Annotated in this window: 21 protein-coding genes and 1 pseudogene; 15 read left to right on the forward strand and 7 right to left on the reverse strand. The window is 65.6% G+C overall.

Features of this window, described 5'->3' with window-relative positions:
- From ACFX4F_RS12450 to ACFX4F_RS12485, 8 genes and pseudogenes are all read left to right on the forward strand, one after another.
- Positions 1-571, forward strand: a pseudogene (locus tag ACFX4F_RS12450) (hypothetical protein); the annotation flags it as partial.
- Between the two features lie 158 nt (positions 572-729).
- On the forward strand, positions 730-915 hold the full coding sequence (locus ACFX4F_RS12455; protein ID WP_133120062.1) for a hypothetical protein: 186 nt from the start codon (positions 730-732) through the stop codon (positions 913-915).
- Positions 916-929: 14 nt separating this feature from the next.
- A complete protein-coding gene (locus ACFX4F_RS12460; RefSeq protein WP_380655704.1) occupies positions 930-2,819 on the forward strand; it encodes a hypothetical protein in 1,890 nt (629 codons plus the stop codon).
- Positions 2,820-2,980: 161 nt separating this feature from the next.
- Entirely contained in the window at positions 2,981-4,345 is a 1,365-nt protein-coding gene (locus ACFX4F_RS12465; protein ID WP_380655707.1) for a hypothetical protein, read from the forward strand.
- The gene (locus tag ACFX4F_RS12470) at positions 4,345-12,291 is read left to right on the forward strand and encodes a PLxRFG domain-containing protein (protein WP_380655710.1); all 7,947 of its coding nucleotides are present in this window, start codon (positions 4,345-4,347) and stop codon (positions 12,289-12,291) included. Before ACFX4F_RS12465 ends, ACFX4F_RS12470 begins: the two co-directional genes overlap by 1 nt.
- A gap of 99 nt (positions 12,292-12,390) precedes the next feature.
- Entirely contained in the window at positions 12,391-12,744 is a 354-nt protein-coding gene (locus ACFX4F_RS12475; protein WP_380655712.1) for a hypothetical protein, read from the forward strand.
- An 83-nt stretch (positions 12,745-12,827) separates the two neighbouring features.
- A complete protein-coding gene (locus ACFX4F_RS12480; RefSeq protein ID WP_380655715.1) occupies positions 12,828-13,760 on the forward strand; it encodes an SOS response-associated peptidase family protein in 933 nt (310 codons plus the stop codon).
- Positions 13,761-14,290: 530 nt separating this feature from the next.
- Positions 14,291-14,944: a hypothetical protein gene (locus ACFX4F_RS12485; RefSeq protein WP_095377363.1), complete on the forward strand. Its 654-nt coding sequence runs from the start codon at positions 14,291-14,293 to the stop codon at positions 14,942-14,944.
- A gap of 43 nt (positions 14,945-14,987) precedes the next feature.
- Here the strand turns inward: ACFX4F_RS12485 and ACFX4F_RS12490 are convergent, their stop codons facing one another.
- The 3 genes from ACFX4F_RS12490 to ACFX4F_RS12500 are packed head-to-tail and all read right to left on the reverse strand — an operon-like array spanning position 14,988 to position 16,985.
- Positions 14,988-15,530 (reverse strand): hypothetical protein, encoded by a 543-nt coding sequence (locus tag ACFX4F_RS12490; protein ID WP_141239339.1) that lies wholly within the window; start codon positions 15,528-15,530, stop codon positions 14,988-14,990.
- A 2-nt stretch (positions 15,531-15,532) separates the two neighbouring features.
- Positions 15,533-15,874, reverse strand: a complete 342-nt coding sequence (locus tag ACFX4F_RS12495) for an STAS-like domain-containing protein (protein WP_095377362.1) — start codon at positions 15,872-15,874, stop codon at positions 15,533-15,535.
- Positions 15,846-16,985: a hypothetical protein gene (locus tag ACFX4F_RS12500; protein ID WP_141239338.1), complete on the reverse strand. Its 1,140-nt coding sequence runs from the start codon at positions 16,983-16,985 to the stop codon at positions 15,846-15,848. Before ACFX4F_RS12500 ends, ACFX4F_RS12495 begins: the two co-directional genes overlap by 29 nt.
- A 122-nt stretch (positions 16,986-17,107) precedes the next feature.
- Between ACFX4F_RS12500 and ACFX4F_RS12505 the strand changes: the two genes are divergently transcribed.
- Complete coding sequence (locus tag ACFX4F_RS12505) at positions 17,108-17,359, forward strand: hypothetical protein (protein WP_380655719.1); 252 nt, start codon at positions 17,108-17,110, stop codon at positions 17,357-17,359.
- Between the two features lie 147 nt (positions 17,360-17,506).
- On the forward strand, positions 17,507-18,079 hold the full coding sequence (locus ACFX4F_RS12510; RefSeq protein WP_108264897.1) for a hypothetical protein: 573 nt from the start codon (positions 17,507-17,509) through the stop codon (positions 18,077-18,079).
- 90 nt (positions 18,080-18,169) lie between these two features.
- Here ACFX4F_RS12510 and smpB read toward each other — a convergent pair whose 3' ends face one another.
- Positions 18,170-18,673 carry an SsrA-binding protein SmpB gene (gene smpB / locus ACFX4F_RS12515; RefSeq protein WP_025878861.1) on the reverse strand — a complete coding sequence of 168 codons (504 nt, stop codon included), beginning with the start codon at positions 18,671-18,673 and terminating at the stop codon, positions 18,170-18,172.
- A gap of 57 nt (positions 18,674-18,730) precedes the next feature.
- Here smpB and ACFX4F_RS12520 point away from each other — a divergent pair, with 57 nt between their 5' ends.
- Both ACFX4F_RS12520 and ACFX4F_RS12525 read left to right on the forward strand, forming a co-directional pair.
- On the forward strand, positions 18,731-19,156 hold the full coding sequence (locus tag ACFX4F_RS12520) for a type II toxin-antitoxin system RatA family toxin (RefSeq protein ID WP_025878862.1): 426 nt from the start codon (positions 18,731-18,733) through the stop codon (positions 19,154-19,156).
- 3 nt (positions 19,157-19,159) lie between these two features.
- Positions 19,160-19,417 carry an RnfH family protein gene (locus ACFX4F_RS12525; protein ID WP_380655723.1) on the forward strand — a complete coding sequence of 86 codons (258 nt, stop codon included), beginning with the start codon at positions 19,160-19,162 and terminating at the stop codon, positions 19,415-19,417.
- Positions 19,418-19,453: 36 nt separating this feature from the next.
- Here the strand turns inward: ACFX4F_RS12525 and ACFX4F_RS12530 are convergent, their stop codons facing one another.
- On the reverse strand, positions 19,454-19,849 hold the full coding sequence (locus tag ACFX4F_RS12530; RefSeq protein ID WP_099820180.1) for an outer membrane protein assembly factor BamE: 396 nt from the start codon (positions 19,847-19,849) through the stop codon (positions 19,454-19,456).
- A 103-nt stretch (positions 19,850-19,952) separates the two neighbouring features.
- Between ACFX4F_RS12530 and fur the strand changes: the two genes are divergently transcribed.
- On the forward strand, positions 19,953-20,360 hold the full coding sequence (gene fur / locus ACFX4F_RS12535; protein ID WP_025878865.1) for a ferric iron uptake transcriptional regulator: 408 nt from the start codon (positions 19,953-19,955) through the stop codon (positions 20,358-20,360).
- A gap of 57 nt (positions 20,361-20,417) precedes the next feature.
- Here fur and ACFX4F_RS12540 read toward each other — a convergent pair whose 3' ends face one another.
- Positions 20,418-21,662, reverse strand: a complete 1,245-nt coding sequence (locus tag ACFX4F_RS12540; protein ID WP_380655727.1) for an SGNH/GDSL hydrolase family protein — start codon at positions 21,660-21,662, stop codon at positions 20,418-20,420.
- A 97-nt stretch (positions 21,663-21,759) separates the two neighbouring features.
- Between ACFX4F_RS12540 and ACFX4F_RS12545 the strand changes: the two genes are divergently transcribed.
- A complete protein-coding gene (locus tag ACFX4F_RS12545) occupies positions 21,760-22,677 on the forward strand; it encodes a LysR family transcriptional regulator (RefSeq protein ID WP_099820182.1) in 918 nt (305 codons plus the stop codon).
- 103 nt (positions 22,678-22,780) lie between these two features.
- Here ACFX4F_RS12545 and recN read toward each other — a convergent pair whose 3' ends face one another.
- Positions 22,781-24,442 (reverse strand): DNA repair protein RecN, encoded by a 1,662-nt coding sequence (gene recN, locus ACFX4F_RS12550; protein ID WP_380655729.1) that lies wholly within the window; start codon positions 24,440-24,442, stop codon positions 22,781-22,783.
- A 115-nt stretch (positions 24,443-24,557) separates the two neighbouring features.
- Here recN and hrcA point away from each other — a divergent pair, with 115 nt between their 5' ends.
- Positions 24,558-25,622, forward strand: a complete 1,065-nt coding sequence (gene hrcA / locus ACFX4F_RS12555) for a heat-inducible transcriptional repressor HrcA (RefSeq protein WP_099820184.1) — start codon at positions 24,558-24,560, stop codon at positions 25,620-25,622.
- Positions 25,623-25,649: the final 27 nt, after the last annotated feature.

The raw sequence follows: 25,649 nt of genomic DNA on the forward strand, positions 1-25,649 counted from the left end.
CGGCGCCGCCGGCGGCGCCACGGCCGAGCTGGCCCAACTGCTGAGGGATGGGGTGGGATTCGTGACCCGACTGGCGCTGGACACTGGCGAGTACGTGGCATGGGTCATGAACACCGAAAGCCGCGCACTGAGTCGTTACACCCAGTATCCATTCAACAGCTTCGCCAAGATCGGCGGTCGCTACTACGCCGCGGCTGCGGACGGCTTGCATCGGCTTGATGGCGACGACGACGACGGCACACCGATCGCTGCGCGGCTGCGGCTGGGCCTTTCTGCTCTGGGCACGCGCCGCCTGAAGCGACTGCCCGAGGCATTGGTCGGTTACACCGCTTCGGGGGCACTGCTGCTGCATGTGATCACGGTCAACGAGCAGAGCGGTCAGAAGGAAGCGGCCATATACCGAATCCTGGAGCGTCCGGCGTCGAGCGAGCGGGAAACCCGCTGGAAGCTGGGAAAGGGGATCAAGGCCGTCGACTTCGACTTCGTGATCGAGAACGTTGACGGCGCCGACTTCGAGCTCGCAGCCATCGACTTCAGGCCGATCTATCTTGATCGCCGGACCAGGGGATGACCATGGCAGGACCTTGTTTCTGGCGCGAGCCATTCAACCTTGTTCAGGACTGCGGTGAAGACCCTCAGCCCAGCGACTGGATTCTCACCTTCAACAACGGATACGTGGACGGCGAAGAGGCGGCCTTGCTTCCAGGCTTCGTCCCAGGTGGCGATTTCATGCTGACGATTGAAGGCGACGTGGACGGTCGCACGCTCGAGATGCGCTATCTCAATGCCAGCGACCGCTATGACTCGTACTACATGGGCAACCCGACCAGCTACAACGGCCCCGATGGGGCCGCCGCCGTAGCAACGCAGGGTTCGAATAGTTGGGACGTATCGATCTACGTCCTGTGGAGCTGACCGGAGAAGCATGAATGGCAACTACCTGGTGTCCTGACCTGTCGGCGGATGCCGCAATCACGCTGGTCGGTAGCGCGCATGACAAGTTCATGGAGCTGGGCTCGACCACGTACAACATGGCCGTGTCCAATCTGCAGGGCCTCAACAGCGTCCGGCTGGATCCGATCGACTTCAACGTTGACTTCCGCTTCGCGGATCCGCAGGCCACGTTCCAGCGGCCGCGCCGCCCCGACCTGGATGAAGAGGCCCTGGAATTCCGCGCCCCGGATGTGCCCCTACCCAGCGCGCCGGGCTTCGTTGCCGCCCCGATCTCGATCAGCGAAGCGCCCGAGCTCGACGCCCAACCACCGACGCTGGCGTTTGGAGCGAAGCCCACCACGCCGAACGTGGTCGAGCCGACTCTTCCTGTGGACCCGGCGCCGATCGTGCTGCCGATGGAGCCCACCTATGTCCTGCCGCAGGTGCCGACGTTCGAGGCACTGAACCTGCCCGATGTGCCGAACATTGCCTTGCCGGAGTTCGACGCGGAGAAGCCCATCTTCATCGAGCCGCCGTTCAACGACACCTGGCAGTTCGAGGCTGCGCCCTACGTCAGCACGCTGGTGGATACGCTCACCGCCACGCTGAAGCCCATGATCGTCGGCAGCCAGGCGCTACCAAGGATCATCGAAGACGCGATCTTCCAGCGTGCCCGCAGCCGCATCGAGTTGGACACCCAGCGGAACGTGGATCAGGCCGTATCGGAGTTTGCCGCCCGTGGCTTTGCCGAGCCCCAGGGCATGCTGGCCGGAAGGATCCTGGAGGTCCGGCAAACCGGGCAGGGCGCCGTGGCCGAGGCCTCTCGTGATGCGGCGATCAAGCAGTTCGAAGAATCGCTGGCCAACCAACGTATGGCCATAGCTCAGGGCGCGGCGCTGGAAGGGACGCTGGCGCAGCTGCACACCGACGAGCAGAAGCTGATGCTGCAGGCGGCGACGTTCCAGCGCGAAACCGTCATCGCCGTGCTGAACGCCAGGATCTCGGTCTTCAACGCACGCCTGCAGGCCTACCAAACCGACGCCCAGGTGCTGCGCGATCGCATCCAGGCGGAGCTGGCCAAGGTCGAGGTGTTCCGGGCCCAGATCGAAGGTGAGCGAGCACGCGGTGAGATCAATGAGCAGCGGGTGCGCCTCTACGAATCGCAGCTGCGCGGCGTCACCACCTTGGCCGACTTCTATCGCACCCGCGTCGAGGCGGTGAAGGTGCAGGCCGACATCAACCGTTTCGGCATCGACAAGTATCGCGCGCAGGTTGACGCCTATGAGGCGCGCTGGCGTGCCCACGTCGCCGAGTGGCAGGGCTATACGGCGAGCGTGGAGGGTGAGGGCAAACGGGCGGATCTGTATCGCACGCTGGTCGACGCCAACGCCAAGCGGGTCGATGCCTGGACGGCCAGCAACAACATGCAATTTGAGGCCGAGCGCCTGCGGATGGCTCAGCACGGGGTTGACCTGGACGTGTGGCGCGCCGGCATCACCCGTTGGGACGCGACGCTGAGCGGCGAGCGCGCTCGACTGGCAGCTGTCGGCCAGGCCTTCGACGCGAAGGCGCGGATCTACAGCGCCGACGCCGGTGTGGAGCAGACGGCCTCGGCCGCGGCCGATCGCAGTTTCGAGCTCGGACTGGCGAGGGAACGCGCCGACGTCGACGTTCAGCTGCAGCAGGCCCAGATGCGCGTCCAGCAAATGCTCGGCCTGCTGGCGCAGTCGGCGGAGATCCAGCGGGCAAAGGCCCAGATCTCCAGCCAGCTCGCCGCAAGCACGATGAGCGCCGTCAACTACGGGGCCAGCGTTTCCAGCGGCCGCAGCAAATCCAACTCCTGCTCGCAGAACTACAGCTTCCAGGGCGAGATCGCGGACGCCTGATCCGCCTCAACTTTCAAAAGGGGAATCGCATGGCCATCAACGATCGAGACGAACTGAACCCCGCCGGCGCCGCGCCCGGGCAGCCACGCATTGCACCCCGCCCGAGCCCAGGCACTGCGTTTGGCTCGGCGTTGCGGAGCGGTGTCGCTGGGACCGCCACGATGGCGCGGCAGGCCGCCGGTGCAGGCCTGCGCGCGGCCGGCACCGTCGCCGACGCCGTGACGGCACCAGGTCGCGAAGCTGCAGGGTTCGTGCGTGATGCAGGCCGCGCCGCCGTCGGCGCTGCGCCGTCGCCACAACAGGGCCAGCCGTTGAGGGCGCCCAGCCAGCTCAATCCGATTGGTGGCGCTGGCAGCGCGCTGAGCCGCATCGCGCCGGTGGGACTCGGCGGCGCGGCGAAGCCGAAACCGACGTTCGGCGGCGTGACCTCGAGCGTCGACTCGACTGCAGGTCTCGCTGGTTCGCGCCTGGCTGGGCGTCCGTCGATCGGGGCGAACTTCACCGGTGTCAGTTCCAGCGTGAGTTCCACGGCGCCTCTGGCGGGTGCTGCAGGTGCTGCAGCTCCCCGGGCGGCCACCGCTCCCGCAGCAGCTGCCCCGAGCACCTACACGACGCAGGACGGCCGCACCGCCACGTTGCCGGCGGGCATCTCCCGCACCGTGGATGCCAACGGCAATTCGGTGTTCACCGGGTCCGCCGCAACGATCGCAGCCAGCGGCGGTGCTGCTGCCGCGCCGGCCAGCGGCACCTTGGCACCTACGGTGTCACCCCTTGCGGCTGCACCTGCAGCACCGACAGTGGTGGCACCGCGGCCAACCCCGCAGATCGTGCAGCGAGGGCGTCAGGGCGGGATCATCGAGAATCCCGCCGACACCACGGTGGACAAGCTCACCCGAGCCATGGGCAGCGCCAGCCTGAAAGGCAGCCCGAGCGGCCGCGCCGCAGTAGCGCAGGCAATCCTCGGCGAGGCCGGCGCGCGCCAGGGCGAGCGCGCATCTGCACTCCGCACACAGGATGAGGCCGACCTTGCTGCTGGCCAGGTCAACGCGGTCGCGGCTCAGGGCGACGCCAACCGCGCGCTGCAGAGCGGTCAGTTCAACGCACAGATGCAGGACAACGCTGCCAGCCGGCAAGCGTCGCTGGAAACCGCCCGCATTGCTCGCCGGCCAGAGATCTCGGTGGCGGCCGACGGCAGCATGGGTGTTGTAGGTGGCGACGGTAGTTGGCGGGCCGTAACGGGCGCCGACGGCCAGAACGTGCGTGCCGCCCAGGCACCGCGCCAGACCGGCGAGCTCACCGATGCCGACCGCCTGAAGTCCTACACCGATCGATTCAACGCCATTTCCGGGAACGTCACGATGGACGAAGCCGCGAAAACGGCCGCTCTGTCCCAGCTCGATGCGGATCCACTGTATGCGGGGCTGCGCCCACAAGAAGCCGCGCCCGTGGCTGGAGCGCGTAAGGCCCCAGACGGGAACTGGTACGTGCAGAACAACGACGGAAGCTACTCGAAGGTGAATCTCTGATGGCAACGTTCGAAAAGGTCGATGGGAATCCCTTTGGCGCCGGAGCAGCAGCAGCGGCGCCAGCACCCGCCCCCGCAGCCACCGACAAGGTTGCGCGCCGACCGACGCTTTCCCCCGTGCAGGGTGACCCGTTCCAGAAGGTTGCCAAGCGTCCGGAGCGCTCTTGGGGCGAGGCCATCAAGGACACCGGCCTGGGGATCGCCGCCGGCGCGGCCAACATCATCGGCGGCGCCGTGGAGCAGCGGAACGCCATGGAGCCGACCAACATCGTGCGGCAGGGTCTTCGGGTTCTGGACCGGCTGGGCGTAAAGGGTGCCTCAGAGACTGCAGCGCTGGTGCCCGGTACGCCTTCTGAGATCGTCGGTGGCCGCCGCGCAGGATCCGACAGCGCGGGCTTGTCGAAGGCGACGCAGATGGCCACCGAGTACCTCGGGGAGAGCCAGTCCGACGCGCTTAAGCAGGAAAAGCAGGAACTGCAGGACACCAAGGGCTTCTTCGCCAGCGCTGGCAAGGTGCTGTCCTCCCCGCGGCTGATCGGCAACTTCCTGGCCGAGCAGGTGCCCAACGTCGCCGCGATGGGAGCCGGCACGCGCGCTGCAGCCGCGCAGGCGGGCGAGCGAGCGTTGGCGGGTGCGTTGGCCAAGGGCCTCGGTACCGAGGCTGCTGAAACCGCCGCCACTGCGGCAGGACGTCGCGCAGCGACCACCGCTGCCACTGGCATGACGACGATCATGGAGACCGGATCGGCGGGCCAGCAGACCTACCAGCAGGCAATGGCACAGCCGCAGTCGGTGTGGGATGCCAACCCGGAGTACAGGCGCATGGTCGCCGCCGGCGGTGACCCGCAGACCGCGAAGGAAACCATCGCACGCGGTGCGTCGATGGAGGCACAAGCCATCACCGCTCCGATCGCAGCGGTTGCCGGCCGCATTGCAGCGCCGTTCGAAGCCGACGTCTTCACCCGGGGTCTGGCGCGGAAGCCAAAAGCGATGCTGGCAGGCGCCGCGCGCGAGACTGTGGAAGAGGGCATCCAGGAGGGCGGCTCGCAGCTGGCCGGCAACCTTGGCCAGCGCCAGGTCGACCCGACCCAGGCAGCGTGGGAGGGTGTTCCTGAAGCGGCCGGTACCGGTGCGGCGATCGGCGGCCTGCTCGGCGGCGGCATGGCCGCCGGCGGTGCGGTGGCCAGCCGCGGCGACAACCAGGCCGCGGTGGCAGCCGATGCGGAGCGGGAACGCCTGGCACGCCGCCCGCGCGCCACACCGCCGTCGCTGCCGCCACCGCCGATTCCGCCGCAGGTCCTCGCACTGCCGCCACCGGAAACAATGACGGTCGCACCGGATGGCACGGTGACCAGCGGCGGCCTGCGGCCGGAGGTATTGGCCGAACCTGAGATGCGCTTCCCGCAGGGCCGCGGAATGTCCGCACCTTTCGATGCTGGCCGCGTCGCAGCACGACCGCGGCCGATCGTGCCGTTCCCGGATGCAGCGCCTGACTCCATGGCGGGCATCGCCAATCTGGTATCCCAGGCGCGGCAGTCAGCGGAATCGGATCAGGTCTCAGCGCCGGTGCCCACGCAGGACAACTCAGGCGTCGGCAGCGCTCCTGCGCAAGACGCGCAGCAGGGCCTTCAAACCCCGGAACTTCCGGCCGCCGCTGTATCAGCGTCAACTCCGAACGTCGCGCCGCCATGGGTCGACCAGGAGACTGGCGAAGCGCTGCGCGAGCCGTCCAAGGTCGACATCAAGCAGCTGCTGCACAACGGCCTGCAGTACCAGGTGGAGACACACGGTGGAATCAATACGCCGACGCTGCTGCGTTCCATGCGCGATCAGTACGGCCTGGCAAGCAGCCGCGTGCGGCCGCTGCTGGAAGAGGTGAAGGCGGAGCGCCGTCGCGGTTTCACGGAGCCGCCGGCCGAAACCAGCATCGCGCCGACGATCTATGGCGCAGATGCGCCGGCACGTGGGCTCGCAACCGAACCTGCAGCGCTGCCGGCCAACCTGCAGCAGGCCGATGCAGTGACTGGAGATCGCGCGGCGCCGCAGGCACTGCTGGACGAGGGACGTGCGCTGCAGGCCTCAACAGGCGATGCCGTCGCACAAGCTGAAACCGGTTCGTCTGGAGCACCGGTAGTTGAGCCGCGCGCCGACAGCGCGCGCCTTGCCCCCAGCACGATCGAACCAACGTCGGTCATCCCGTCCGCAGGTCAGGCTGTGGCGGCTCCGGAGCCTGTCCAGAACAACGCACCTGCACCGGCTGCGGCGCCCAGAGTGGCGGCTGCAGCTGCAGAGGCGGCCACCAACCCGCAGAACGATCTGCCGACGCCCACCGATGCGCAGAAGGAGGCTGGCAACTACAAGAAGGGCCACGTCCGCATCAACGGACACGACATCAGCATCGAGAACCCTGCTGGCAGCCAGCGCGATCCGCGTTGGCCAGCGCTGAAGAACCACTACGGTTACTTCAAGGGCACGGTCGGCAAGGACAAAGACCATGTCGACGTCTTCATGACCGATCGCTCGGAGGATCCAGCGCTGCCAGTGTTCGTGGTTGATCAGGTCAACAAGGATGGTTCCTTCGACGAGCACAAGGTGATCATGGGCGCCGCCAACGAGCAGGAGGCGCGTGACACCTACCTTGCCAATTATTCGAAGGGCTGGACTGGCCTCGGTGGGATAAAGCAGATGTCCCAGGAACAGTTCAAGGCGTGGGTGCGAGATCCGAAGAAGACCACGCGTCGCGTCACCAGGCCACAAGCGGCCCCGGCGGCGAGCGGCACCGGGCCGAGCGAAGTCGCACAGTCGGTAACGCAAACGGCCGAAAATGTGGTTGAAAACGACCAGGCCGTGAGCAAAAAGGCGCAAAGCGTGAGCAGCGCGGGCGAAACCGAAAGCGCCACGCCGCAACCGATCTACACGCCGAAGGTGCGCAGAATCGCTGGATCACCCCACTACGACCGCGGTGATGCGGGAACACTTGGCGCGTACTTCACACCGGGCCGTATCGTGAATGGATACGCCAACACCCGGGACCGCGTTCTGGCATTCGAGCCGCCACGCGAGGGGGGCACTTGGTCCGTGCAGGTCCAAGGCGTTGACGCCGCGGGCAATCCGCTGCCAGGCGAGGGGCCGCGCTGGCACAACACCCTCCCGAGTCCCCGCGACCTCGAGCGGGTCCTCGGCAAGCCGGTACCGAAGCCGCGGAAGGCGGCAACGGCAGCTGCAGCTGCCGCCCCAGCTGCCAAGGGTGCGTCGAAGACCGACGCCGGTCCAGTGAAACAGCCGTCTCAGGAGACCGTCTCGGGCCCTATCGCGGACCTGGGCGAGAAACCGGGCGGCGCGCGCAAGGACGAAGAGACCCCTGCCGGTGGTGTCCGTCTCTTCTCCCGCCGTGGCTGGGAGGCCGACTTCCCCGATGTCGTCACGGCCCATCGCCCCGGGCGCCTGAGCGCGCATGCCGACTACGCGGCAGCCAAGGCCGGTGACGACACCGCGGCGCTGCGCGTGGCGCGCGACGTCATCACCCCGGTGTTTGTCGAGGACGTGCGTGCTGCGCTGCCGGCGGGCCGCAAGCCCCTGGTGGTGGCTGTGCAGTCCCAGGAAGCGACGGGCAACAACCGCATCCCGCGGATGGCCGCCGAGGTGCTGGCCCAGCGGCTGGGACTGCAGGTGTCCGAGGACATCGTCCAGGCCGCGAAGGTCAACCGCAGCGGCGGGGATGCTCTGCATCGGCTGGCCAACCAGCCCCCGTTCACCGGCAAGGTCGAGAAGGGCCGCGACTACGTCCTGATCGATGACACGCTGACCCAGGGAGGCACCCTGGCCCAGCTGAAGACCCACATCGAGGACAACGGCGGCAAGGTGGTGCTGGCCACCGCTTTGACCGGCAAGGACTATTCGCGGAAAATCGCCCTCAACTCCCAAAGCCTGGCCGACGTCCGTGAACGTTTCGGATCAATCGAACCCTGGTGGCGCGACCAGTTCGGCTACGGCTTCGAAGGCCTCACCGAGTCCGAAGCGCGCACCATCCTCACCCTCGACAAGGGACGTCTCGATGCTGACGCCCTCCGAGATCGAGTCGCTGCAGGCCGAGTACCGGGCCTCCGGCCAGTGGGCGAAGGAGCAGCTGGCGAAGGATCCGGAGCTGAAGCACCTGGGCCCGGCGGGCGGGTAAACCGGTCCGCAGCTCCGGCCGCCAGCGGCGGCCTGGACTTCGACCGCGCGCTGCAGCTCAAAACCGACCTGACCCAGCATTGGGGCGAGAACGCGCCCAGCGTGGTCGTGGTGCGCTCGGCCGAGGACTTCCCGGCCAGCGCCAAGGTCGATCCGGGCTATCGCCGCGCCGAGGGTGTGTACGACGGGCGCCCCACGGTCTGGATCAACGCCGGCAACATCGCGACCGAGCAGCGCTTCGCGCAGGTGCTGGCGCACGAGGCAATCGGGCACTACGGCGTTGAGTCCGTGGTGGGCGCCAAAGACTGGACCCAGATCGTGGATGCGATCGACAAGCTGGCAGCGGACGGATCCGGCACCGCCGCACTGAAGTCGGTGCTGGCCGACGTGACCAGGCGCTACGGCACAGTCGATCGCGAGACCTTCGCCAAGGAAGCGATCGCCGTCATGGCGGAACGGGGGATCCGCAACAGCTTCACCAGCCGCGTCGCCGCCGCAGTCCGCCGCTTCCTGCGGCGCGTCATGCCGTCGCTGAAGTGGTCCGAGGCTGAGGTTCGGGACCTGTTGAGCCAGGCCGACGGCTTCCTGCGTGCCGGCATGTCGGCGCAGGCGCAGCGGGAAATGGTGCGGTCCTACTCGTTCGCACAGCCGCAGATCGACGGCCGCGGCGAGGCTTTCCTCGAGCAAAATGGCGGCCGATTTCTCCGCCGCGACGATCAGTGGTACCTCGCCGACGAGCGCGGCCGCCCGGCTGACTTCCTGACCCTTGGTGCCGCGCGCGCTGAGGCGGAGCGCACCGGTGGCCAGGTTCTGGCCGATCCGGTTGAGAGTGGGCCGCGCACTTGGAGCGTAGTGCTGCCCAACGGTGCCGAGGTTACGCGGGCGGCCCGCGGCCGCCTCTTCAGCATGCCGCCGGCAGACGCGCTCGAGGACATCGATGCGATCCAGAGGGGAATTCAAGGTGAGGGCGTGCTGGCGCGCGCGCGGCAGAAGCTGGAAGACCTCAGCCTGAGCAAGGTAAAGGACTCGTTGCGGTCCACGTGGCTCGGTGCACTGGCCACCCGGCACCTGACCGAGCTGGGGCGTGACTACTTTCCGACCATTGATCGCTATTCGGACTACCTGGCCGAGATGCAGGCCGACCGGAACAAGCTACAGGCGGAGGCGGACACGATCGCAGAGGCGGCGCGCCAGTGGGCCAGCAAGAACAAAGTGGAAAGCCGGCGCCTGTTCGATCTCATGCACCAAGCCACCATGGACGGCGTCGACCCCTCGCGTGAGTACCAGCCCCTACGGTTCAAGGCGCCAGGAGGGCAGGGTCTGCAGGAGGTCAACCGCAAGAACGTTCTACATGCGATCAAGGTGATCCAGCAGCAGATGAGGGAACGCAGCGGCGACACCAAGACAAACATGATGAATGAAGTGAAGACGCTAAAAGCAATGCTGAAGGTCGAACCACGCCGCCGCCGGCAGTATGTCCCCTTGGTCGAGCAGTGGTCGCAGCTGTCGCCAGAAGCAAAGTCGTTCTATCTGCAGTTCCGTGATGCCTATCGATCGAGGTCCGACGCGGTGGAAGAGGCCTTGATCCAACGTATCGAGGACCTGAAGGGTGGTGATCTGGTTGGAGGCCAGGTCATCAGCGACAGTAGCCGCCGCATGCTGGTGAACAAGATCCGCGAGCAGTTCGAATCTGCGCGCCTGCAAGGCGTCTACTTCCCCCTACAGCGCTTCGGCAAGTTCTTCGTCGCAGCGGAGAAGGGCGGCACAAGCACGTTCCTGATGTTCGAATCACAGAACGAGCTGGACCGAGCCGTGAAGGACCTACAGGCCAGGGAGTGGGCCATTACCGCTCGAGGGCAGAAGATGGAGGGCAGGGCGACCGATGCCCCGAGCGGCACCTTCGTCGCCGACGTGATCGACCAACTGCGGACGGCCCATGTGTCCGACGCGGTACAGGACCAGGTGTACCAGCTGTATCTGCAGACCATGCCGGAGCTGTCGATGCGCAAGCACCAGATCCATCGCAAGTCGGTGCCTGGATTCGACCCTGATGCCGTGCGCGCCTTCGCCTACAACATGCAGCACGGGTCGCACCAGCTTGCCCGATTGCGATACGCCCACAAGCTGCAGGGTGTGCTGACCGACCTGAAGGACGCGCAGAAGAAGATTCAGGCATCCCCCAGCGTCGACACGCGAAAGATCGTGGCGGGCGACGCTCTCCTGGAAGAGCTGGGCAAGCGGCACGAATGGATCATGAATCCGACCGACTCGGCGCTGACCAACCTGATCTCGTCCTTCGGCTTCACCTACTACCTGGGTGCCACCCCAGCGGCGGCGCTGGTCAACGTGACCCAGACCGCCCTGGTCAGCTACCCCTACCTGGCCGCACGACACGGCGGGATCAAGGCCATGAACTACCTGCTGGCCGCCAGCCGCGACGCCGTGCGCACCGTGGGCAACATCCAGAAGACCCTGACCGACCCCGACGAGCTCCGCGCCTACCAGGCGCTTGAAGCCTCCGGTGCCATCGAGAAGACGCAGGCCCACAACCTTGCCGGCATCGCCGAGGGCGGCCTGACGGGGTACAACCCGGCCTGGAGCAAGGCCATGGAGATCATCGGCTGGGGCTTCCACAAGACCGAGGTGGTCAACCGCGAGGCAACCGGCATGGCCGCCTACCGCCTGGCGCGCGCGGATGGCAAGTCGTTCGACGAGGCGGTGAAGTTTGCCCGCGACGCGATCTTCGACACCCACTTCGACTACAGCAACGCCAACCGCGCCCGCTTCATGCAGAGCGGCACCGCCAAGGTGCTGCTGATGTTCCGGCAGTACAGCCTGAACATGACCTGGGCGCTCGGACGGATGGTGTGGCAGGCCACCAAGGGCCAGGACCCCGAAGTGCGCCAGGTGGCACGTCGCAACTTGACCGGCCTGCTGGGCATGAGCGCACTGTTCTCCGGTGCCATGGGCCTGCCGATGATGGGCATGATCATGGGGGCGCTCAATGGTATCCAGGCCACCTTCGGGGATGACGACGAACCGTGGGATGCAGAGACCGAGCTGCGGGCTTTCCTCACCGGCATGCTGGGGCAGGGCGGCGCGGATCTACTGCTGCATGGGCCGGCCGACAAGCTGACCGGCGCAAACATTTCCGGCCGAGTTGGACTGGACAGCCTGTGGATCCGCGACGCCGATCGCGAGCTCGACGGCCGCGGGATGTTCAACAACCTGCTCGAGCAGGCCGCGGGGCCGATGGGCGGCGTCCTGAAGAACGTGCTGGTCGGCAAGCAGCAGGTGGATGAGGGTCACATCATGCGCGGCGTCGAGACCATGCTGCCCAAGGGGCTCAAGGACATGATCAAGGCTGGCCGTTACGCCACCCAGGGCGTGAACACCCTGCGCGGCGATCCGGTCGTCGAGGATCTGTCGCCCTGGGAGATCCTGCTGCAGGCGAACGGCTTCGCTCCGGAGAAGGTGTCCAGGCAGTACGAGACCACCCGCGCGCTGAAGAACTACGAGCAGCACATCCTCGACCGCCGCAAGTCGCTGGTGAACGCCTTCGCCATGGCCCTGCGCAACGGCGATGCCAGCGACCGGGCTTCGGTGCTCAGCAAGATCGGCGCATTCAACAAGGCCAACCCGGAGCTGGCGATCACCTCGAGCGGTCTGCAGCAGTCCATCAAGAACCGGGCACGCTACAGCGCCAGGGCCGAGGCCGGCATCATCCTCAACCCGAAGTTGGCCGCTCGCCTGAACAAAGCCGTCACGGAGTAGCTGCTGCAACTTTCTGACCCGGTCGGATCTGCTTGGATGAAATCAGTGTGAAGACGCCGGCGATGGTGCCGGCTCTACCGATACAGGGGTCAGTAACCGATGGACAAGAAGGACTTTCAGGCGGTGGCCATTGGAGAAGGAAAGCAGGAGAACGGCCAGCCCATGGACAGTGGTGCTGGTTTTCTTTCCCCTGCAACAGGCTTGGACGTGGGGCCCAAGGCATCCAGGGGGCGGCACTCCCGCCGCCAGATGCTGGAGAAGGGCATGGAAGATGAGCGCTATAAGGCTCAGGTGGTCTCGATGGAGGCCTTCAAGGCAGGCCGGGTAGGGCAGGTCCCCCCGGAGGTGCTGCAGATGTATGACGAGCTGACCCGCGACCAGCATGCGCTGGTGCGGACCTCGACCGTGCTTCTGGCCGCTCTGCGTAGACGATTGGGCCTGCCGGACCTGTAAGGACCACGGGGCCGCCGCGGCGGCCCCTTTCAGCGGCCTGGGACTCTCACAGCGCGATAAGGCCGGCGTGCTGTAATCCGCCCATGTGCTATTCCGCCCAGATCACCGCCGCCTACCAGAAGCTGGTCCGCATGACCGGTGCCACCGTGTCGCTGCAGGAGTTCGCGGCGCTCTACGCCCACGACCCGGGCAAGAAGCGGCCCAAGACCCCGAAGGCGATGGATGATGCGTTCCGGGCCGGCACCAGCGCGGCAGAGCGAGCGGTGTGGGCAGAGATCCAGCAGTGGAACCAGGCCGAGGCCGCCATTCTGGAGCAGGAGCTTTTCGCCAACCGGAAGCGCCTGGCCGATGCGGAGCGATCGCTGCAGGCCAAGGAGACGAAGAAGGCCCGGGAAGACGTGCGGATCGCCGGCAACAAGATCGAGCGCGCCATGGGCAAGCTGGCCGACCTCAAGCGCGCCGACGGCAAGGACCGGGACAGCCGGATCTTCCCCGGGGTCTCCGCCCCGGTGATCGTCTCTGAGGGCGGCAAGCTCACGATCAAGCCGATGCGCTATCAGTGCCGACTGGCCGGGAAGCCGGCCAACTACGACCAGCGTTTCCCCGGCACCTATAACGCCCGCCGCGACAGCCTAGAGAAGTTCTGGGCGCCGGCCTTCGGTCATACCCATGGCCTGATGGTGGTCGACACCTTCTACGAAAATGTGGAGGGGCCGGACGGCAAGAACCAGGTGGTGCAGTTCACCCCGCGCACGCGCGAGCCGATGCTGGTGGCCTGCCTGTGGTCGCACTGGGTGGACCCGGCCGGCAAGGAACCGGATCTACTGTCGTTCGCGGCCATCACCGACGACCCGGAACCCGAGGTGGCCGCCGCCGGCCACGACCGGACGATCATCAACATCAAGCCTGAGCACGTCGACGCTTGGCTGAACCCGGATCCCGCCGACTTGGCCGAGCTCTATCGGATCTTCGACGACAAGCGGCATCCCTTCTACGAGCACCGGTTGGCAGCGTAGGGCGGCTGGACGATGCGTGGCAGTAAAGTGCTCACAATCGCAGGCGCTGCGACCGCCATTCGTATCCTCCCGTCCATGTCACTTCCCGAATCCTTCTACTGGACAACAAGCTCCGCCGGCAAGGCGGACGAACCCCTGACCGTGATCGCGTGCGAGGGTGTGTGGTTGGTGAGCATGTCCCAGCGTGTAGACGACAACACGTGGATTGCGTCGCTGGATCGCCATCGGCATGGGCCCGGAGGGCCTTTCCGCAGATGCAGCAGTTACGAGCAAGGTCGTGCCGGCGCCGAGATGTGGGTGGCCAGGCACGAGGCGAGGCTGCGGCAGGATGTGGCTGAGATCTCTCGCTGGAGGGAAGCCGTAAGAGCGAACCGACTGGCCAAGGAGACCCTCAAGCGACCATTTGCCTGGATGGAGTAAGGGCCTGCTCGCAGTCCCTCGGCTGCTTTGGCGATTTGCTCAAACCGCCGATTTGATCAAATCGTCAAATCGTTCAGGCAAACTTGTGACAGGACCCAGGGGAACTGAAGATGCTGGAAGCTCTTTTCCTGGCGACCGCCAAGGCGGCGCCGGCATCTACTGCAGCGGCGAGTGCTGGCTACGACTGGAAGTGGCTGGTGCCGGTAGCTACGCTGATTCTGGGCTTCGGTTTGAAATGGCTCCAGGACCACATCACCGAGAAGGACCGCAGACGGCACGCAGAAATCCTGCGCCGGGAGCAGCGTTACGACGCCCTGCGCATGCGCAGGTTGGATGCGGAGCGCGAGAATTTGCTAGCGCTCCAGCCAATGGTGATCGCCTTCATGCGGGCCGCCACCGATGCGTACAAGCTGAAGGTGAAGTCCTTCGGGGAAGGCAGTGGCGCCGCACAGTACCTGCCGGAAGGCGCGCAGGCACGTGAGGACAAGCATCTGGCATTGGCCAAGGTGGAGGACGAGTTGCGCGAATCCTCCGCAGCTATCATCCCTTTGCACGCCCGAATACATTCCGAGGAAGTGCGAGCGGCACTCAACCATCTCGTCGACATCGTCTGGGAGGCCATGGGTGCCCAGTCAAGCCTGCGGATGACGAGGATCTGGAGCCAGGTGGATCAACCACATAACGAACTGCATACGGTCATGGGTCGGGTCATCAAGCACCTTGAGGACGAGAACCAGCAGCTTGGGGATCCGTCGGCACGTTGAGCCCGGCGTGCTGGAATCAATGCCATCCCCGTCATTTAGAGCGTCATCGCACCTCGCTGGCCTTCCCGTTTTTACGGTCATTGGCCTGCGACTTACTGATAGATCGACGCTTCCAGAAGTGGCGCCATCTGTTGACAAGTCGTCTCGAGGTATGAAGATGGCTGCAAAGGCTCGTGCATAGCCCCCGGATCTCGGCGACCTTATCCTGATCAGCCGATCGATATTTGGCTTGAAAATCACTGCCAGTAATCAGGTCGTACAGTTTATCGATGCAGGCATTGACCTGTCCAAGATCTCCAACTTGGTTCTTGAAGTCCTCAAGCGAATCCACCTTGGTAACTACGGTTTCCCAAAGTGTGATGATCTTTCTCGCGACGGAGCTGTCTCCGGCGCCTGCAGTGGACCAATAAGAAATTGCCTCAACGCGAAGCAGCTCTGCCGCTGCTTCTATATCGTCGATCCGCTTCTCAATCCGGCCGGCAGTTCGATTCGTCTTGTTGGTAAGAGTTGTAGCGGCAATGCCGGCAATCGCTCCAGCCAGGCCGCCTACTATTGCTGCAAGAGTTCCATCCCATGCGGCAGCCATACTTAGTGGCTCAGCTTGGAGGCGTCGGCGATGTACTGTCGGATTTTTGCCTTGTAGCGCTTACCCGCTGGGGAGTTGGCGATCAGGAAAAGGTGCTCATTTATGTACTGAGCACTTAACCCATCACGAATCAATCCGCCGAACGCCTCCTCCAAGAAGGACGAGCCAAATCCTTCAGTGTTGTCCAGGACGACTTCCACAGTGGCGAAGCTATTCAATGCCGGCCGAAGTATGGACGTTCTAAAGAACTCGCCGCTATAGTCTCCATCAGACACGTGACGGCCCGCGGGGACCGGTGAAAAGTCCTTCGCAATGTCAATTGTCTTGGTTTGGTTGGTGACCATAATCTTCAATTACCCACTCAATAAATGTTCCGTTGAACTCCGTCTCCAGTTTGCTGGAGACTTCGCTTTCTACTTTGGTGCGACTGTCTCGCTGGAAGCGGTACCTGCCATGATTGGCAATCACATGAAGATGGCCTCTGGACTCATGGGTGGATACATAGCCCTTGATGTTCTCCCGCAGCCCCTTCCCTCTGTGTTCCTCACCCGTCTGCGATCGGTTGACCGAATCCAGCGAGAAGGCGGCACTGAGGAGCTTGGCGTCATCCTTCACAACAAGAGGACCCAATATCCTTCTGAGTAGTTCCCACTTCTTATCTCTTGCAATGGTCCGAGCGATGCCCACTCCGTGATCAACCACCAACACCGTCATCCTATTCTGGGTTGTGTTCACGGATGCTGAAATCCACCATCGCTGCGTGTCCGATCCATCCGGCGCCCGATACGCGTGCTGCTTAACATTGGTCATGGCCTCCACGAGGCCGTCATAGAGTGCTGAGCCGTCGACAAGCGCCGGTCCCAGCTCCTCAATGCTCTTCCGCAGGGCGGCTGCCGGAGGACCTACGTTACGACTTCCGGTGAGGAATGGAACATAGCGATCCTCTCCTGGAACAGTTGCGTCAGCCGGCACGTTGCGGGTGCGAAGGACCTCGAAGAATCCCATCTCTTTCAAGCGTCTGCGCACGCTGGGTACCCAATGAGCAGCGTCTACTGCTCGCAACCACTTCTGGCGAGTCTTTTCCCGCCATCTATCGCATTCGGCAACCATGAGCAGAGCCGCCGCAGGTGATACCTCCTGAAGCGCCTTAAGGTCGATCATGAACTTCGCGTTGAGCGTTCTGGTCGCGAACCTGATGCTCTTGAGTAGAGCAATGGTTTCCTCGTAGTTGCTTTCCAGGTCCAGCACTGGGGGCGGGGTGATAGTCCGGACGAAACGCTTCTTCCCGGAGTGCTCGCTCAGCGGATGGAGCTTTCGAGGCGCAATGAGGCGAATGTGCCCCATCTGCTCCAGCCAAACTTGTCGCTTCCGCCGAGTGATCCACAATCGTCGGACTCGTTTACGTTCCCGGGCCGACATAGCGGCCTGCTCTCTCCATGTAGCAGTCTTGACCACGGTCCCCTCCAGCTAGGCCGCCATCATATCGTTTCGTTCAGGCGTGTGTCTTTGCACCCGTGAGCCACCCTCGCTAAGCGTAGGGCACCTGCCGAGGGGATACGGGTTGCCAACATGAAATGTTGACCAATAAGTTGACCAAACGCTGCCAATCGATGCCCATTTCTGCCCATCCGGCAGGCATGAACGAAAAAGCCCATCAAGCTAAAGCATTGATGGGCTTCGATATTCTGGTGTTTGCGAAACAGGCGCCGATGGCGTCACGGGGACAATGCACCCCCGGTTTCTTCAAGTACTGCAAGGTACAAGGCCTATTCCGTGTTGCCACGATCAGTACCTGCCTAACACTGCACATGCTACGCCAAAAAGCCTGAACAGTCACCCGGCCCGCCCAGCCGTTCCCACGTCAATCCGCAACATGTTGTAGAGCTTCCGTCATAGCGGATTGCTAACGTCGTTGGCACGAATTTGCGACACACTGGCCACGACCATTCGAGCCAGCACAGAGACGGAGACGGCCGGTGACCGAAGCAATGCAACAACGCAGCCTGCGTCAGCTGGTTGGCCCGGTAGGGGCCGATTACCAGCGGCGGGCACTGCCGCCCGGCTGGGTCTGGGCGGTGCTGGCGGTGTTGCTGGCTGGAACGTGGGCCACCGAGCTGCCGGCCACGGCGGCAGCTGCGCTGATCGCCAGTGCGGTGGTGGTGCACTGGCCGCGGCGTGGCCGCTTCCATTGGCTGGGTTGGCGGCTGCCGGCGCTGGCGGTGCTCGCCGCGCTGTTGTGGGGTCCGGATGTGCTGTCACAGTGGTTCGAACATGGCCTGGCCCTGACCCTGATGTCGCTGGCCAGCCTGAGCATTGGCGTGCACGTGTGGCAGTCGCGGCAGTTGGCCCGGCAGCTGCAGGCCTCCGCCGATGCGCTGGATGATGCCCAGTTGCTGGCCTTGTTGCCCGTCGACGCTGCCCGGCTGGCACAACAGTGGCGGGCCGGCGATGATCGCCATGCCCCGGAGCTGTCGGTGGTGATGCACCTGGCGGTGATGCACGCGGCGCTGTCCCCGCGCCTGCGCGGGCAGGGCCTGCTGGCGGGCTGATCAGCGTCTTGTAGAGCCGAGCCTGCGCTCGGCTGCTTCCTTGCCGAAGCCGAGCATGGCTCGGCTCTACACGAAAGCGGGCCGGCGTCCTTATGCGTCGCGGTTGCCGCGACGCATAACCCGCTGCTTCTCGATCGCCCAGTCACGGTCCTTGGCGGCATCGCGCTTGTCGTGGGTCTGCTTGCCCTTGGCCAGCGCCACTTCCAGCTTGATCTTGTTCTTGCTCCAGTACATGGCGGTGGGCACGATCGTGTAGCCATCGCGCTCGACCTTGCCGACCAGCTTGTCGATCTCGCTCCGGTGCAGCAGCAGCTTGCGCTCGCGCCGGTCGTTGGCCACCACGTGGGTGGAGGCCTGGATCAGCGGGGTGATCTGCGCACCGATCAGGAAGATCTCGCCATCCTTCACATAGGCGTAGGCGTCGACGATGTTGCCGCGGCCAGCGCGGATCGACTTCACTTCCCAGCCTTGCAGAGCCAGGCCGGCTTCGAAGCGGTCTTCGATGTGGTACTCGTGACGGGCACGCTTGTTCAACGCGATGGTCTTGTTGGCCGTCGCGCTCTTTGCTTTATCCTTGCCGGTGTTCTTGCTCATTTCCGTATTGTCTCCGATTCGGGCCCGCCCGGTCGATTGCCGAAGCGTCCTGTATTCATGCCTACTATCCGCCGCAGTGCCCTGGTCGAACATTCGGCCGCGCGCATGTTCGATCTGGTCAACGACGTCCAGGCCTATCCGCGCCGCTTCCGCTGGTGCTCCGACGCCCGCATCCTCGAGCAGGGCGAAGACCGGCTGGTCGCTCGCCTGGACCTGGGCCTGGGTTCGTTCAGTACCTGGTTCCAGACCGAAAACACCCTGCAGCGCCCGCACAGCATCGACATGCAGCTGCGCGAGGGGCCCTTCAAGCAACTGCACGGCCGCTGGGAGTTCCATGCCCTGGCTGAAGATGCCTGCAAGGTCACCCTCACCCTGGACTTCGAGCCCAGCTCACGCCTGCTGGGCCCGGCGCTGGCGATCGGCTTCCAGGGGTTGGCCGATCGAATGGTCAACGATTTCGTCCGCGTCGCCGACGAGGGCTGAACGATGATCGAGGTCGAGGTCGTGCTGGCCTGGCCACAACAGGTGCTGTCGCGCCGGCTGCAGCTGGAGGAAGGGGCGACCGTGGCTGATGCAGTGGCAGCGGCCGGGCTCGAAGGCAGTGCCGATTGTCCGGCCGTTGCCGTGCATGGCGTGCTGGCGCGGCCGCAGCAGGTGCTGCTGGATGGTGATCGTGTGGAGCTGCTGCGTGTCCTGCAGGCCGACCCGAAGGACAACCGCCGGCGACGTGCGCGCGGCGGATGATCCTCAAGACCCGTCCCGAAGGACGGGCAGGGTGGCTCAGCGGCCGCCCTTCTTCTTCTTGTCCTTCGGCAGATTGCGGCCGAACTGGCGCACGGTCTGCTGGGCAAGGGCCTTGTCGTTGGCCGGGAAGTAATCGCCATCCCAACGGGTGACCACATCATTTTCGAAGTACACGACGAAATTCTTCACGTCGGTACGGCCCAGGCGGTTCACGCGCTCGGTCGAGGTGTAGTCCCAGCGCTGGGCGTGGAACGGGTCCGGCACCGAGGGGGTTCCAAGCAGGGCGTTGACCTGCTGCTTGCTCTGCCCGACCTGCAGCTTGGCCACGGCATCTTCCCGGATCAGGTTGCCCTGGTAGATGGGTTGCTTGTAGATGATGCCGCACCCGGTGGTGGACAAGGCAACGGCGGCGACCAACAGGAGATTGCGCATCGGGACTGGCGGTTGGGGAAATCAATCCGATGATACACTCCCGGCGTGCCACCGCGACCCAATCCGAGGCAGCTGGCGCTAAATCGCCAATGAACGGAGACCTATGGAAACCCACGACCTGCGTAAAGTCGGCCTGAAGGTGACCCATCCGCGGATGCGGATCCTGGCGCTGCTCGAGCAGCGCAATGCCCAGCACCACATGACCGCCGAAGACATCTACCGCCAGCTGCTGGAGCATGGCGACGAGATCGGCCTGGCCACGGTGTACCGGGTGCTGACCCAGTTCGAGGCCGCCGGCCTCGTGCTCAAGCACAATTTCGAAGGCGGCCAGGCCGTCTACGAACTCGACCGCGGCGGCCACCACGACCACATGGTCGATGTCGACAGCGGCAAGATCATCGAGTTCGAAAGCACCGAGATCGAAGACCTGCAGCGCAAGATCGCCGCCGATCACGGCTATGAGCTGGAAGAGCACTCGCTGGTGCTGTACGTGCGCAAGAAGCGCAAGTAAGCCCCGCAGCCAGCTGATTGCGACGAAACCCCGGGCATGCCCGGGGTTTTTCGTTTGTCACCATAGATCCACGCCACGCGTGGATGGCGCCATCAGAACCTCCAGATCCACCGCCTCGGCCATCGCCCGGTTCCCCGCATCGCCCGGGTGCAGGTGGTCGCCGGAGTCATAGGCCGCCGCCATCCTTGAGGAATCGGCCGGATCACGCAGGGTGGCGTCGAGGTCGATCACCGCATCGAACGGACTGTCCGTGCGCAGCCAGGTATTGAGCTGCCGGCGCTGGGCATCCTTGCCAGGGGCGTAGTAGTCGTCCAGCGGCGTGCCGGGCAGGGCACCGGCAAACGGTGTCAGGGTCGCACCGAGGATGCGCAGGCCGCGGGCATGGGCGCGCTTGGCCAGGTCGCGGTAGCCGGCCTGCAGCTCGGCCAGGGTCGGCCGCGTCTCGTCGCGGGCAAAGGCGGTGCCCGGCCAGCTGATGTCGTTGATGCCGATCAGCACGATCACACTGGCGACGCCGGGCTGATCGAGCACATCACGCTGGAAGCGGCCCAAGGCCGATTCGCCCATGCAATCACGCAGCAGGCGACCGCCGGATATGCCGGCATTGACCACCGCTGCACCTTCTGGTGCCAGCCGCGCGGCGAGGTGATCGGTCCAGCGCTGGTCCTGGTCGAGGCTGGCGGTGGCACCATCGGTGATTGAATCGCCGACCACCACCACGCTGCGCGCGCTGGCCGCAGCCTCGACTTCGATGCCAGACAACAGCAGGCGGGCCGTGGTGCTGCTGGCGCCGTGCAATGCAGGCAGGCGATGCTGGTCGCCCGGCGCAATCCAGCTGGTCTGCCTGCCTTCCCAATGGAAGGTCTGCAGCGGTGTGCGCTCGGGCAGGTAGACGCTGACCTGCAAGGCCTGCCGATCAGCGGTGGCAAGGGGGAGCGGATCGCTCAGGCGGTCCTGCCCCGGCCCGATCACGACCCCGGGTTGGCCGTCGAAGCGCAGCGGCTGCGGTATATCACCCGTATGTGCGGCCACGCTGGCAGTGCCGATCTTCAACGGCCGGGTGCCATAGGCATTGCTCAGCCGGACCCGCAGGCGCGGCCCGCCCAGGCTGAGGCGCGCGCTCTGCCGGAAGGTCTGGTCCTGCAGTTGGCCGGGGATGAGGGGGGGAAACAGGAAATCGCTGCCCCACACCGGCTGCGGGCTGGCTTGCCAGCTGGCGACCCAGTGCGGGGCAGGTGATGCGGCGGCGGCGCCGGACAGGGCAAGCAGGGCGGTGGCGGTCAGCTGGCTCAAGCGATTCATGGGAGTGACCCGGTGGCAGGGACGGCCATGGTGCGTCCGCGCTCACCTGTGAACTAGACTGCGCATGGACAATCATCTGTGAATCAAATTCATTGCCATGGCACGCACCGACATCAACCGATCCGGCGAACTGGAAGTGTTCGTGCGGGTGATCGAAACCGGCGGCTTTTCCGCTGCCGCCCGCAGCCTGGAGATGACGCCCTCGGCGGTCAGCAAGCTGGTTGCGCGCCTGGAGCAGCGGCTGGGAACGCGCCTGCTGCAGCGCTCCACCCGCCAGCTGCAGCTGACCCCGGAGGGTTGCGCGTTCTATGAGCGTGGCCTGCGGGTGCTGGCTGATCTGGAAGAAGCCGAACGCTGCGCCAGCGCCCACGCCGAGCCGCGCGGGCGGCTGCGGGTGAATGCCAACGTGCCGTTCGGCCAGCACTTCCTGCTGCCACTGCTGCCGGAATTCCTGCAGCGGCACCCGCAGGTGGGGGTGGACCTGACCCTGACCGACGAGGTGATCGATCTGCTGGAGCAGCGCACCGACGTGGCGGTGCGGGCCGGTCCGCTGAAGAGCTCCAGTCTGGTCGCGCGCCGGCTCGGGGCAACGCGGATGATGATCGTGGCGGCACCGGCCTATGCGGCACGACACGGATTGCCGGGCAATGTCGAGGCGCTGCTGGCGCACAACCGGCTGGATATCGGCCACGCACGGTCGGTGCAGGGCTGGCCGCTGTTGCAGGATGGGCAGGAGCAGCGGGTGCTGCCCAGCGGAAATGCGCGCGCCAGCAATGGCGATGCACTGCGTCAGCTGGTGCTGGGCGGGCTGGGCATGGCCCGTCTGGCCGCGTTCCAGGTGCAGGCCGACATCGCCGCAGGACGGTTGTTGCCGGTGCTGGAGGACGCCAACCCGGGCGACCTGGAAGAGGTGCACGCCGTGTTCCTGGGGCAGGGTGGTTACCTGCCGCTGCGGGTGCGCGCGTTCCTCGATTTCCTGGTGGAAACGGTGGATCTGGCGCGACCGCTGGGGTGACATGCGCCGCGCTACCGCGCGAAGCCGAGCATGGGCTCGGCCCTACACGTCGGTTCCGTTCGAGATTCCTGTAGAGCCGAGCCCACGCTCGGCGCCACCAGCCTCAGGCCTGCAGCAGCTTGCGCGCGGCGGCGCGGGCTTCCTTGCTCACTTCCACGCCACCGAGCATGCGCGCCAGCTCTTCCTCGCGCGCCTTGGTGTCCAGCTTCTCCACCGCACTCTGGGTCATGCCTTCCACCGGCGCCTTGCTGACCCGGTAGTGCGCGTGACCCTTGGATGCGACCTGCGGCAGGTGGGTCACGCACAGCACCTGACGCTTCTCGCCGAGGGCGCGCAGCTTCTGCCCGACGATATCGGCCACCGCGCCACCGATGCCGGAGTCGACTTCGTCGAACACCATGGTCGGTACCGCGTCGAGGTCGAGCGCGGCCACTTCGATGGCCAGCGAAATGCGTGACAGCTCGCCACCGGAAGCGACCTTGCGCAGCGCACGCGGTGGCTGGCCAGCATTGGCTGCCACCAGGAATTCAACGCGCTCGGCGCCCTGCGGGTCCGGCTTGCCGCTGTCCTGCGGCTCCAGTTCGATCAGGAACTGGCCGCCGCCCATGCCCAGCTCGGCGATGATGCCGGTGGTGGTGGCCGACAGCTCGGCAGCAGCGGTGCGGCGGCTGCTGGTCAGCACCGCGGCCTCGACGCGCCAGGCCGCTGCGGCCTTTTCAATCTCGCCGGCCAGCCGCTGCAGGCGCTCGTCGGCGCCACGCAGCTGTTCCACTTCGGCGTGCATGCGCTCGCGCTGCACACCCAGCTCGTCCATCGGCACGCGGTGCTTGCGGGCCAGATCGTGCAGGCGGCCCAGACGGCGTTCGTTCTCCTCGAACTGGTCCGGATCGGCGTCCAGGTCGTCATGCACCCGGTCGAGCAGGGCCAGGGCTTCGTGCAGCTGGATGGAGGCGCTGTCGATCAAGGCATCGACATCGCCCAGCCGCGGGTCATGTTCGGCGACCCGGGCCAGTTCATGCCGCACCTGCTGCAGCAGATCGAGCGCCGAGTGGCCTTCGTCGCCGTTGAGCTGGTCCGAAGCTGCCTGGCAGGCGGCCAACAAGGCGCTGGCGTGAGCCTGACGGCGATGGCTGGCGCCGAGCGCGGTGATCGACTCCGGTTCCAGATCCTCACGGTCCAGTTCGCGCAGCTGGTGTTCGAGGAAGCCGATGCGGTCACTCACATCGCCCTGTTGCGACAGTGCCAGGGATTCATCGACCAGCGCCTGCCAGGTGGCGGCAGCACGGCGCACCTGGCGGCGTTCGCTTTCGTTGCGGGCATAGGCGTCCAGCAGGGCCAGCTGCGACGGACGCGTCAGCAGGGCCTGCTGCTCGTGCTGGCCATGGATCTCCACCAGCAGGCCGGCCAGGTCGGCCAGTTGCGCCAGGGTGACCGGGCGGCCGTTGATCCACGAGCGTGAGCCGCCGTCGGCGCGGATCACGCGGCGCAGCTGGCACTGGTCTTCATCGTCCAGCTCGTTGCTGGCCAGCCACTGGCGGGCGGCCTGCAGCTGGTCCAGCGCGAACTCGGCCGACAGTTCGGCCCGGGCCGCGCCGTGGCGGACCACGCCGCTGTCGGCGCGCAGGCCGGACAGGAAGCCCAGCGCGTCGACCATCAGCGACTTGCCCGCGCCGGTCTCGCCTGAAACCACGGTCATGCCCGGCCCGAACTCCAGTTCGGTGGCGCGGACGACGGCGAAATCCTTGATTGAAAGATGTCTGAGCATGGGTAAGGGGGTGTCTGCAGCCGCGCAACGCTAGCACGCGCGGCGGGGTCGTCCAATGACTTGCCAAGGGGATGCGTCGCCATTATCTAATGTCCCTGTCTCACAGGTTGATTCCATGCACGGTTCTCCCGACCAACTTGCCCCGCGCGCGCGGCACCTGCTGCGCACGCTGATCGCGCGCTACATCCAGGACGGCGAACCCGTGGGCTCGCAGACGCTGGCGCGCGTGGCCGGCCTGGAGGTCAGCCCGGCCACCATCCGCAACATCCTTGGCGACCTGGAAGACCTGGGCCTGCTGGCCTCGCCGCACACCTCGGCGGGCCGGATTCCGACCGCGCATGGCTACCGGGTGTTCGTCGACAGCCTGCTGCAGATGCAGCCGCCGGGCGAGGGTGAACTGGCCCGGCTGCGTCAGGAGCTGGCCGGAGGCGGCAGTACCCAGGCCCTGCTCGGCAGCGCCTCGGAGCTGCTGTCGGCGATGAGTCATTTCGTTGGCGTGGTCAGCGCCCCGCGCCGCGAGCAGTTCGCCTTCCGCCAGATCGATTTCGTGGCGCTGGACGGGCGCCGGGTGCTGGCGATCCTGGTGTTTGCCGACAACGAGGTGCAGAACCGGGTGATCGAGACCCGCCAGGACTTCGCGCCGGGGCAGCTGGAGCAGGTGGCCAACTACCTCAATGCCCACTTCGCCGGGCTGCCGCTGGCCGAGATCCGCACCCGCCTGCTGCTGGAGCTGCGCGATGCGCGGTCCGAGCTGGAGCAGGTGCTGGCCCACAGCATCGAGCTGGCCGAGCAGGCCCTGCAGCCGCCGGCCGATGACATGCTGGTGGCCGGGCAGACCCGTCTGATGGGGGTGCAGGACCTGTCCGACCTGGAGCGCCTGCGCGAGCTGTTCGAGCTGTTCTCCAGCAAGCGCGAGATCCTGCAGCTGCTGGAGCGGACCATCCAGGCCCCCGGCGTGCGCATCTTCATCGGCGAAGAAACCGGCGTGGTGCCCCTGCAGGGCGTCTCGCTGGTCACCGCGCCGTACACGGCCAATGGCCAGGTACTGGGCGTGCTGGGCGTGATCGGTCCGAAACGGATGGCCTACGACCGCATGATCCCGCTGGTCCAGGCCACCGCTGATGTGCTCGGTGCGGCCTTTTCGCCCGGCGGGCGAACTCCGGGTGCATCGGACGCTTGAAACGCAGCATCCCGCCCACACTAGGGT

The sequence above is a fragment of the Stenotrophomonas sp. YIM B13575 genome, from assembly GCF_042787595.1.
Taxonomy (GTDB): Bacteria; Pseudomonadota; Gammaproteobacteria; order Xanthomonadales; family Xanthomonadaceae; genus Stenotrophomonas; species Stenotrophomonas lactitubi_B.

What these genes read in the sequence shown, in the direction of transcription:
- ACFX4F_RS12455 (WP_133120062.1), top strand. Translation starts at nt 730, where the DNA reads ATGCTGACGATTGAAGGCGACGTGGACGGTCGCACGCTCGAGATGCGC.
- ACFX4F_RS12460 (WP_380655704.1), top strand. Translation starts at nt 930, where the DNA reads ATGGCAACTACCTGGTGTCCTGACCTGTCGGCGGATGCCGCAATCACG.
- ACFX4F_RS12465 (WP_380655707.1), top strand. Translation starts at nt 2,981, where the DNA reads ATGGCGCGGCAGGCCGCCGGTGCAGGCCTGCGCGCGGCCGGCACCGTC.
- ACFX4F_RS12470 (WP_380655710.1), top strand. Translation starts at nt 4,345, where the DNA reads ATGGCAACGTTCGAAAAGGTCGATGGGAATCCCTTTGGCGCCGGAGCA.
- ACFX4F_RS12475 (WP_380655712.1), top strand. Translation starts at nt 12,391, where the DNA reads ATGGACAAGAAGGACTTTCAGGCGGTGGCCATTGGAGAAGGAAAGCAG.
- ACFX4F_RS12480 (WP_380655715.1), top strand. Translation starts at nt 12,828, where the DNA reads ATGTGCTATTCCGCCCAGATCACCGCCGCCTACCAGAAGCTGGTCCGC.
- ACFX4F_RS12485 (WP_095377363.1), top strand. Translation starts at nt 14,291, where the DNA reads ATGCTGGAAGCTCTTTTCCTGGCGACCGCCAAGGCGGCGCCGGCATCT.
- ACFX4F_RS12490 (WP_141239339.1), bottom strand. Translation starts at nt 15,530, where the DNA reads ATGGCTGCCGCATGGGATGGAACTCTTGCAGCAATAGTAGGCGGCCTG.
- ACFX4F_RS12495 (WP_095377362.1), bottom strand. Translation starts at nt 15,874, where the DNA reads ATGGTCACCAACCAAACCAAGACAATTGACATTGCGAAGGACTTTTCA.
- smpB (WP_025878861.1), bottom strand. Translation starts at nt 18,673, where the DNA reads ATGAGCAAGAACACCGGCAAGGATAAAGCAAAGAGCGCGACGGCCAAC.
- ACFX4F_RS12520 (WP_025878862.1), top strand. Translation starts at nt 18,731, where the DNA reads ATGCCTACTATCCGCCGCAGTGCCCTGGTCGAACATTCGGCCGCGCGC.
- ACFX4F_RS12525 (WP_380655723.1), top strand. Translation starts at nt 19,160, where the DNA reads ATGATCGAGGTCGAGGTCGTGCTGGCCTGGCCACAACAGGTGCTGTCG.
- ACFX4F_RS12530 (WP_099820180.1), bottom strand. Translation starts at nt 19,849, where the DNA reads ATGCGCAATCTCCTGTTGGTCGCCGCCGTTGCCTTGTCCACCACCGGG.
- fur (WP_025878865.1), top strand. Translation starts at nt 19,953, where the DNA reads ATGGAAACCCACGACCTGCGTAAAGTCGGCCTGAAGGTGACCCATCCG.
- ACFX4F_RS12540 (WP_380655727.1), bottom strand. Translation starts at nt 21,662, where the DNA reads ATGAATCGCTTGAGCCAGCTGACCGCCACCGCCCTGCTTGCCCTGTCC.
- ACFX4F_RS12545 (WP_099820182.1), top strand. Translation starts at nt 21,760, where the DNA reads ATGGCACGCACCGACATCAACCGATCCGGCGAACTGGAAGTGTTCGTG.
- recN (WP_380655729.1), bottom strand. Translation starts at nt 24,442, where the DNA reads ATGCTCAGACATCTTTCAATCAAGGATTTCGCCGTCGTCCGCGCCACC.
- hrcA (WP_099820184.1), top strand. Translation starts at nt 24,558, where the DNA reads ATGCACGGTTCTCCCGACCAACTTGCCCCGCGCGCGCGGCACCTGCTG.